General features: G+C 59.2%; 4 protein-coding genes. All 4 read right to left on the reverse strand.

The genetic code is table 11. The features are described from left to right. Positions 1-59: 59 nt before the first annotated feature. From K0B87_03920 to ovoA, 4 genes are read right to left on the reverse strand one after another with little or no spacing between them, the layout of a single operon-like run. On the reverse strand, positions 60-392 hold the full coding sequence (locus tag K0B87_03920; protein ID MBW6513887.1) for a DUF3795 domain-containing protein: 333 nt from the start codon (positions 390-392) through the stop codon (positions 60-62). Then, positions 385-2,913, reverse strand: a complete 2,529-nt coding sequence (locus K0B87_03925; protein ID MBW6513888.1) for a DEAD/DEAH box helicase — start codon at positions 2,911-2,913, stop codon at positions 385-387. The genes K0B87_03920 and K0B87_03925 overlap by 8 nt, the downstream gene beginning before the upstream one ends. Continuing rightward, the gene (locus K0B87_03930; GenBank protein ID MBW6513889.1) at positions 2,910-4,886 is read right to left on the reverse strand and encodes a T9SS type A sorting domain-containing protein; all 1,977 of its coding nucleotides are present in this window, start codon (positions 4,884-4,886) and stop codon (positions 2,910-2,912) included. The genes K0B87_03925 and K0B87_03930 overlap by 4 nt, the downstream gene beginning before the upstream one ends. Continuing rightward, positions 4,887-6,995 carry a 5-histidylcysteine sulfoxide synthase gene (gene ovoA / locus K0B87_03935; protein ID MBW6513890.1) on the reverse strand — a complete coding sequence of 703 codons (2,109 nt, stop codon included), beginning with the start codon at positions 6,993-6,995 and terminating at the stop codon, positions 4,887-4,889. Positions 6,996-7,335 lie beyond the last annotated feature (340 nt).

The raw sequence follows: 7,335 nt of genomic DNA on the forward strand, positions 1-7,335 counted from the left end.
GAGTGTCTCTTCGGCACAGGACTTGTGAAAAGGGTGGAAAAGGATGCCAGATTTGCTTTTCAGCCCTGTTCCTTCAGGTTTTTCAAGCGCTTTGCCAGATCGGCAGCGAACTGCTTGTCTGAGGCGTCGGGATCGCGGGTGTCCAACCACACCTGACAGGGCGCGAGCCCGCAATCCCCGCAGGACTCATAGCCCTTTTCCCTGGCGCAGTCCACTATGGGGCAGAATTCCCGGCCGTAGAATACCGCCCATGGTATCCTGCCTTCCAACTCGACGCAGCCTTCGCATTCGGTCTTGTAGGCCTTGCAATCCGTGGCGCAGCAAACTCCACACACGCTGAGGACCTTCTTTCCGGCCTCCTTTGTGTTTTGCTCCGGACCCGCTTCATTCATCGCCCACCAGTTCTTTCAATATGGCGATGGCGTGGTCCTTGGCCCCCTCTCCGTTCTCCGCCACCGGGCCCACGCAGGAGGGGCAGCCCATCGTGCAGGGACAGCGGGAAACCAGGTCCAAAGCGGCTTTTAGGATCTTGTCGTGGAGGTCGAACAGCTTGCGGGAGAGCCCGATGCCGCCGGAAATGTTGTCATAGATGAGGATCACCGGATCGCCAGCCGCCAGCGGGGAGCGGTCTTCGGCAAAGACGTCGATGTCCTTGCGGTCGCACATCACGAAGAAAGGGGAGAGGTTCACCAGCAGATAGCCAAGGGCCGAGATGCCGCTCTGCATCTGCACATTCTGCTCCGCGAGGCGGTGGCAGCGCTGGCAGAGAGTGGCCAGATTGGCCAGTTGGTTGGCCTCCTCGGCGCTGGCGAATTTGCGGAAGGGAACGATGTGGTGCACGTGGTGCTGGGCCTCGCTTTCGGGCAATCCGCAATGCTGGCAGAGGTATTTGTCGCACTGGCGGGCAGCGGCGGAGATGGCGGGCCAATCCTTGCCATAGTCGTTGGGGGCGATGTTCCAGAGGCCCTGGGCTTTCACTTTGGCCACGGTCTCCGGCTTCAGCCCGATCCACCAGGCCACGGTCTTGAGATGCGAGGGCGGCAGGTCCAGCGGCTCGCGGCCCAGGATCTCCTGGGTGTAGAACTTGAGTTTTTTGTAGCCGGTGATGGTGGTGGTGACGGTCACCCGGCCCAGGTATTTGTCCGCGCCCCGGCAGCTTTGGCGGTTCTGGAGGGCGTCGCATTCGATCTCTGTTTCGCGCGTCGTTTGGGTGAAATAGTTGGCCGTGACCGGCTCTATCTCCGCCCGGCGCTGTTTCAAGTCGAGCTTGCTGACGATCCAGGTATCGCCCTTATCCAGGTAGATCGCTCCCGGATGCACCATCCAGAGTGCGCTGGCGCCATCCACCCAGCCGATCAGGTCTTCGCCGCTGGTGATCTGGTATTGGTCGGAAATGTTGCGCAGCGAGACCTCCGCCGCAGGATAGGCCTCCAAAACACCGGTGTAGCGGTTTCCCGCCTTGCGGATGAGTCCCTGTTCCACCAGCACCTGCAGATAGGGGAAGATGTGTTCGCTGCCCAGGCTGCCGAAGCCCTCGTCTTCAAGCAAAGCAAGGTCGTGGATGGCGCAGAGGAGCTGGGATTGCAGGATCTCGTGATGGTCGGGAGCGATCAGCGCGTGTTCAGGATTGTTCTCAAAGATGTAGTCCGGATGTTGGCAGATGTATTGGTCCAAAGGATTGGCGCTGGCCACCAGGATAGCGAGGGCTGTGTTGCCCTTGCGGCCTGCTCTTCCAGCCTGCTGGCGGGTGGCGGAGATGGTGCCCGGATAGGCGTTCAGGAACACCGCGTCCAGTCCCCCGATGTCGATACCCAGTTCCAGGGCGTTGGTGGAAACCACCATGCCGATCCTGCCTTCCCGCAGTTCTTTCTCGATCTCCCTGCGATGGGAGGCCAGATAGCCGCTCCGGTAGCTGCGCACCCTATCCTTGTAAAACTCGCTGCCGCTGAGGTAGAGATAGAGTATCTCCACGCTGCGCCGGGGCCCGCAGAACAGGATGGCCTGTCCGGAAGTGTGCAGCCAGCGCTTGGCCAGGGCGGTGGATTCCAAGAGTGAACTGCGCCTGATGCCCAGATTGGCATCCACGACCGGCGGATTGATTATTAAAAACACCCTCTTGCCGTGGGGCGAAAAGTCTTTGTCGATCAGGCGCGTCGGTCTTTCCAGCAGGTCCTGGGCCAGTTCCCGGGCGTTGGCGACGGTGGCGGAGGTGCAGATAAATTGCGGAGCGGAGCCATAAAGAGCGCAGATCCGCCTCAGTCGGCGAAAAACATTGGCGCAATGGGAGCCAAAGACCCCACGGTAAATGTGAACCTCGTCGATCACCACCCATTTCAGATTGGCGAAAAAGCCGCTCCAGAGCGTGTGGTTGGGCAGAATTCCCAGGTGCAGCATGTCCGGATTGGAAAATATCAGCCTCGCCTGGTTGCGGATCCCGCGGCGCGCCTCGCTGGCTGTGTCGCCGTCGTAGATGCCGCATTTGACACGCGGCAGTACAGGATTTTGGCGCGCCAGCTCGAGGAGCAGGCCCTGCATCTTCTGCTGCTGGTCCTGGGCCAGGGCCTTGGTGGGAAAAAGCAGCAAGGATCGGCTCTGGTGGCTGGAAAGCAGGTCCTGGAGGATGGGAAACTGGTAGCAGAGGCTCTTGCCGCTGGCCACTCCGGTGCTCAGGACCAGGCTTTCCCCGTTCAGGGCAGCATCAATGGCCTCGCGCTGGTGTTTATAGAGCCGCTGTATGCCCTGCGCCTTAAGCAGGGCCAGCAGTTCAGGCCGCGCCTGCTGCGGAAACTCGGACCAAACGGCCTCCGCCGGCTCCAGCTCCTGTGCGGCGACGATGTTATCCCGGAACTGTTTGTCCCGCCAGAGGTTGGCGATGAAGTCCTCGATGTCCGGCACGGGCGTGTATTTGCTCATTTGATCACGGCCAGGCGAAAACCGGCTCCCTTTCCGCCCCCTTTCAATTTCAGAAAATAGATCCCGGAAGGCAAGTCCGGCAAGTGTTCCCGACTGCTGAAGCCGCTCAAACCCCGTGCGGAAAAGAGCTTGCGCCCGCGCAGGTCGTATAAAGCCAGGTCAAAAGGCGCTTTGGCGGTGCTGCTGACCACGAAAGCCCCCTCCGAGGGGTTGGGATGCACGCGAAATACCGGCGGTGGGGCAAGCTCCTCTTCCAGTGACACATATCCGCCTTCGCCGGTGATGACGATATCGTCCAAATACAGCGCCAGGGCGTCCCAGGAGACGCAATTCCAAGCCAGGTAAACGCTTTGGCCCTGCCAGGCGCTCAGGTCGTAGCTGTATTGGCTCCACTCTTCCGGAACGAGCAGCCAGTTGCCCGCGTTCAGGGCCGTGAAGCTGGCGGGTTCGGCATCCGTGGCTGATATCAGCACCCGGAGCCTCTCCAGACCGTAATCCACGGTGTGGGAACGAGCCCAGAAGGAAAGCTGGGGCTGGGTTCCCAGGTTAAGGCGCGGAGAGATGAGCCAGTCGTTGCTGGGTGGTACCACCGCGCTGAAAGATGCCGCCATAGCTGCTCCGCCGTGGGCCGCAATGCTGGTCAGGGGCGGGACGGTCTGGCTTGGAAAAAAGCTCAGCCAAGCCAGAGGGTCCCCTTCCCCGGGAAAGTCGATGCCGTTCCATGACCATGTTGCAGCTCCATCCAGGTCCAGGTTTTGCCAGCCCGCAATGCTCTGGCTGAAAGGCGTGCAGGCCTCGAAGCCCTGCTGGAGGATGAGGTTGGGTATGATCTCAGGAATGTGCACCGTGGCGGTGTTGGAGGGGTCTGAGATCTCGCCCAAGGCGTTCTCCGCCTTGACGTAATAGTAATGCACCTGGCCCGGCCCGACTTCGAAATCCTCATAGCTGGTGGTCTGGCTCACCGCGAAGAAGGTCCCGTTCCGGAACACCCGGTAGAGCGTGGGATTTCCGTAAAGAGGCGGCGACCAGTCCAACTGCACGTGATCCCCGCTATACCAAGCGATGAGGTTTTGCGGCGGCCCGATGCCTTCCCCGGCGGTGGTGAAACTCCAGACGTAGCCGGGATAATCCTGTCCCTCATGGTGCGCGATCACCTGCCAGTAATAGGTTTGCAGCATCTGCAGCGGCTCGCTTGGGTTCCATTGGCAAGCAGTGAGGCCCTGGGCCTGTAGAACCAGGTTTTGGGGCGAATCGCCCAGATAGAGGTCAAAGGTCTCGGAGTCGCTCTGCCAGAGGAAATCGGTGTCGGTGGCGACCCCTGAAACCTGGTCCGCGGGGGATGGCTGATAGGGCAAATAAGAATAGACTGTCATTTCCAAACGCAAGTTGGGAAAGGAATTGCGGAAATTGAGACCCGTATCCGGCGGCGAGGCGGGATCGGGATTGACGCTCATGCTGAAATAGACCAGGCCCCGGGTGGGAGTGGATGCCGAACATAGGAATTCGTCCCCGGTCGAGGAGGAGCCTGGGCTGTTCTCATCCACGGCCAGGACCAGGTTGCCCACCGAATCGTAGAAAAAGGGCTCGGCCAGGGGAATGGTCAGCCAGCCCTGTCCCGGCAGGCCTCCTGAAAACCAGTCCAGGCTGAGGGTCCCGTCAAAGACCAGGGTCAGGCTGTCCAGCGGCACCCAGCCGTCCAGAAAGGCCCGCTCCGTATGCCCCAGCCAGACCTGCCATGTGGTGTTGTTGGCGGCAAAAAGGTTGCCGACCACGCTGTATTGCAGGGAGATGGAGTTCACGTGGCCCAGATATTGGATCTCCGTGGCGTAATAGAGTTGCTGCGAATAGCTGTAGGTGGTTGCAGCCTCGATGGGCAGGCTTTGGTTGACCAGATTTTCGTTACCGATCTGGACAATTTCCGCGCTCAAGGCCAGGACGGCCAGAAACAAAGACAAGGCCAGCGAGGCTCGCATCTATGCCCTTTTGCGCCAAACGCTTAACTGCACCCGGCGCAGTTCGAAGAGGCGTTCACCCCGGCGCAGGGCCTGCAGCAGTTCCCGGGGCTCTTCCAGCAGCTCGAAATCCTTTTCCAGCAGCTCTTTCAGCCCGTCAAAGCTGGTGTATGGCTCGCCGTCCTTGCGAAATCCGCCGATCCGGTTTTCCCGCAGGGTGACCTCAGGATCGTAGGCATAGGCGTCCGCGATGGCCAGAATGCCGCGCGAATCAAGGCGGGAGGGTATCTCGGTCAGGAAGCGCCGCGGATTTATCGCTCCACCGATCGCGTTCTCGGCCAAGATGAAATCGTAGCCGCTGAACTTGGCCAATAGGTTGGAAACGTCCGCCTGCCAGAATTCCACGCGGTCCGCGAAATCCACAAGTCCGTAATCCGCCAGCGCCTTTTCCAGATAGCTTTGGATCTCGCCTTCGTCTTCGCGCAGATAGCGGATGAATCCTTTTTCCCTCATATGCGTGGCCAGGCGGATGAGCCGGGTGGTGAAGTCCAGGCCGGTCACGGAGTCGAAATGGCGGGCCAGTTCAAAGGTTCCCCGGCCCGTCCGGCAGCCCAGGTGCAGGGCCTTCCCGCCCCCGTCCAGCCAGGGTTTGAGGGCTTCGATCAGCCGCGGGGAGATGTTCTTTTCGCCCAGGGGGTCATCGCCCCAATCCGCGTCGCACCAGGGAATGATGGTGGGATCGGCCTCATAGGGCTCGTCATGGATGGCCACCGGCGCTGAACTTTCAATATAGCGGAAACCGGCATGCTGGTAGAAATGGCGGCGGAAGGCGTAGCGGGAATCGCGCAAAGCCTCGTTGCCCGTGGAGATCCAGGAGCCGCCTTTAATCAGGTTGTGCCGTCCATCGAAGGTGGGCACGGTGAAATCGTCATAGACGGGATGGATTTTGAAGCCGGGATAGGGATAGATCGGGGTTTCGGTCCACTGCCAGACATTTCCGATGACATCGTAAAGATCGCCAAACTGGAATCTATCCACCGGACAGGAGGAGGCCCAGTATTCCAGGTTGATGTTGCCCGGAGCCTTGTCCCACCAAGGTTGGTCGGTTTTGACGAGGGAATCGCGCAGCAGCATCCATTCCTCTTCCGAGGGCAGGCGGATCGCTTTGCCGGTTTGGGAAGCTTTCCAATTGCAGAAAGCCTTGGCCTCCAGATAGTTGACCTCCACCGGCCAGTTCCAGGGCAGGGCAATCTCGCTGGCCAGCAAACGGAGTTTGTAGCCCTCGCCCTCTTTCCTCCAGAAACGCGGCATTTCGGCCCGCTGGAATGTTTTCCAGGACCAGCCTTCCTCGGTCCAGAAATCCTTCCGCTGATAGCCGCCAGCCTCGATGAACTCCAGGAATTCCGCGTTGGAGACCAGATATCTGGAGGCTTTGAAGGGCTGGACCTCAAAACTGGCGTGGCCGTATTCGTTGTCCCAGCCGTAAAGGGGGCTGGAGTCGTCGCGGCCCAGTTTCACTTTGCCACCGGATACGGGTATTAATTTGTTTTCCGGCGCATCCCCGGCTTCCGGGCAAATGTTCCAGAAATCAAGCTGCCGCACTTTTCCCAGAGGTAGCTGGCGGATCAGCACGGACGAGGTTTCCAGATGGATGCGTTCGTGCTCGATGCCCATCACCACAGGCCACCAGGGGCTGGACCAGGTTATTCCCTTTTCATCCAAAGGCAGTTCGCTGATCATGGTGTCCACCATGGCGCGGACCTGATCCCGGTAGTCGCGCACAGCTGAGACCTCCGGCCAGGCGTAATTCGCCTCGTTGAGGTCGTCCCAGCTCATTTCGTCCACCCCGATGGCGAACATGGATTCGAAGGCGGGATTGATGCGCGCGTTGATGATCTTGCCGATGATCAGCTTGTTGACGAAAAAGGCCGCAGCGTGTCCCAGATAGAAGACCAGCGGATGGCGCAGCGGATCGGCCCGCAGATAGAAAGTGGCGTCGTCGGCCAGGGTCTCGTACAGCTTTTCGTGGATACTATAGGTCAGGTGGAAATAGCGGCGCACCTGTTCGCGCAGTTTGTCGGGGTCAGGCTCGTTCAAAACCAGGGTGCGGATGCCTTTGAGCGCGTCCATGCATATGCTCCTTCAACGCTTTTCAAGATTATCTCATGTTATTGACATTGCCTGGACATGAGGCCTCCTGTCAAGCGCAAAATCGCCCCAGGAAAAAAATCCCCGTATGTATGGCCCTCCATTAAGAAGATAATAGACTCAAATCAAACTGAGTGGGTCGGTTTTAATTGGGTTATCACTCGCTTGGAACTTCATTTTCCAGCCCAGGGTCTCTGTCAAGTCCTGAAATAGGTTGACTGTTTTTCGTTGTTATATTTCTGAGCTGTAGTGTCGTATTTGTGCTACAGAGCCCCCCATAGAATTGAATGCCCCCGAGCGCTGGATTCCTCTTTCCAACAAG

Origin of the sequence: Candidatus Syntrophosphaera sp., assembly GCA_019429425.1 — a bacterium.
Taxonomy (GTDB): Bacteria; Cloacimonadota; Cloacimonadia; order Cloacimonadales; family Cloacimonadaceae; genus Syntrophosphaera.